The following is a 1,096-nucleotide window of genomic DNA, read 5'->3' as shown; positions in this document are numbered from 1 at the left end:
CAACAAGGTTGTGCAGTGGGTGCCGGATCGATACTGGCCGGCGCACAGCACGATTCCGTTGACGGTGGGCGGCGCGGCCGCCGAGATCAAAACGGGCCCCGCCGTGATCGGCGTCGCCAGCATCTCCGAACACACCTTCACCGTCAGCATCGACGGCGCCGAGGCGGGACCGCCGACGTCGCTGCCCGCGCCGCACCACCGGCCGCACTTCGGCGAGCAGGGCGTGATGCCCGCCTCGATGGGCAGGCCGGAATACCCGACGCCGGTCGGCTCCTACACCGTGCTGGCCAAAGAGGAAGCGGTGACGATGGATTCGAGCAGCGTCGGCATCCCCGTCGACGACCCCAACGGCTACCTGCTGACGGTCAACTACGCCGTCCGCATCACCAGCCGCGGGCTGTTCGTCCACTCGGCCCCGTGGGCCGTCCCCGCCCTGGGTCTCGAGAATGTCAGCCACGGCTGCATCAGCCTGAGCCCCGATGACGCCGAGTGGTACTACGACCACGTCCACGTCGGCGACCCGGTGATCGTCCAGGACTAATCAGGCACCGTTTACGAAGCTCCGCACCCGGGCGTCAGCCGGGTGCGGAGCTTTTAATTATGCTGCGGCCGAACTCTTTTCACTGCGAATAAGGAACGGGCCCGCTGGTGTTCACCAGCGGGCCCGGCCCGTTTTCGAAGCTGAGTCGGCCTCAGCTCGCGCCCGAAGGACCGGGGCGAATCGGCTGCCCGGCCGTCGGCCCGCCACTGGGCGCCGGGCCGGCGGGCGCATCCTTCACCCCGGACATGTCGATGATCGGAGCTGCCGCCTCCAGGGGAGCGCCGGCGGCCGCCGGACCGCCCAGGGCGATCAGCGGCGCGCCGGCCGGCACGACGGGCACCGGCGGCACCACCGGCACCGGCGGAGCGAGGGGCAGGGGTGGCACGATCGGCACCGGCGCACCGGCCGGTGGCGTGTGCGCGGCGCCCATGACCGACATGTCCGGTGTGCCCATGGCGGTGCCGGGGCCGCTGCCGATCGGTGCGCCGGTGCCGATCGTGCCACCCCTGCCCCTCGCTCCGCCGGTGCCGGTGGTGCCGCCGGTGCCCGTCGTGC

The 1,096-nt window shown here is 71.6% G+C and carries 2 protein-coding genes; one reads left to right on the top strand and one right to left on the bottom strand.

All coding sequences use genetic code 11. The annotated features are described in order from the left end of the window. Nucleotides 1-541: L,D-transpeptidase (locus A9W96_RS00910; RefSeq protein WP_066876404.1), on the top strand; the 541-nt coding region annotated here is incomplete at its 5' end. 151 nt (nucleotides 542-692) lie between these two features. On the opposite strand, the gene A9W96_RS32435 is transcribed toward A9W96_RS00910, so the two are convergent. Beyond that, nucleotides 693-1,096, bottom strand: a 404-nt coding sequence (locus A9W96_RS32435; protein WP_067137409.1) for a hypothetical protein, incomplete at its 5' end; no start/stop codon positions are given.

It is taken from the genome of Mycobacterium sp. 1245852.3 (assembly GCF_001669335.1).
Taxonomy (GTDB): domain Bacteria; phylum Actinomycetota; class Actinomycetes; order Mycobacteriales; family Mycobacteriaceae; genus Mycobacterium; species Mycobacterium europaeum_A.
The sequence above is the reverse complement of the archived record's forward strand: the minus strand, read 5'-3'. Positions and strand labels throughout refer to the sequence as shown.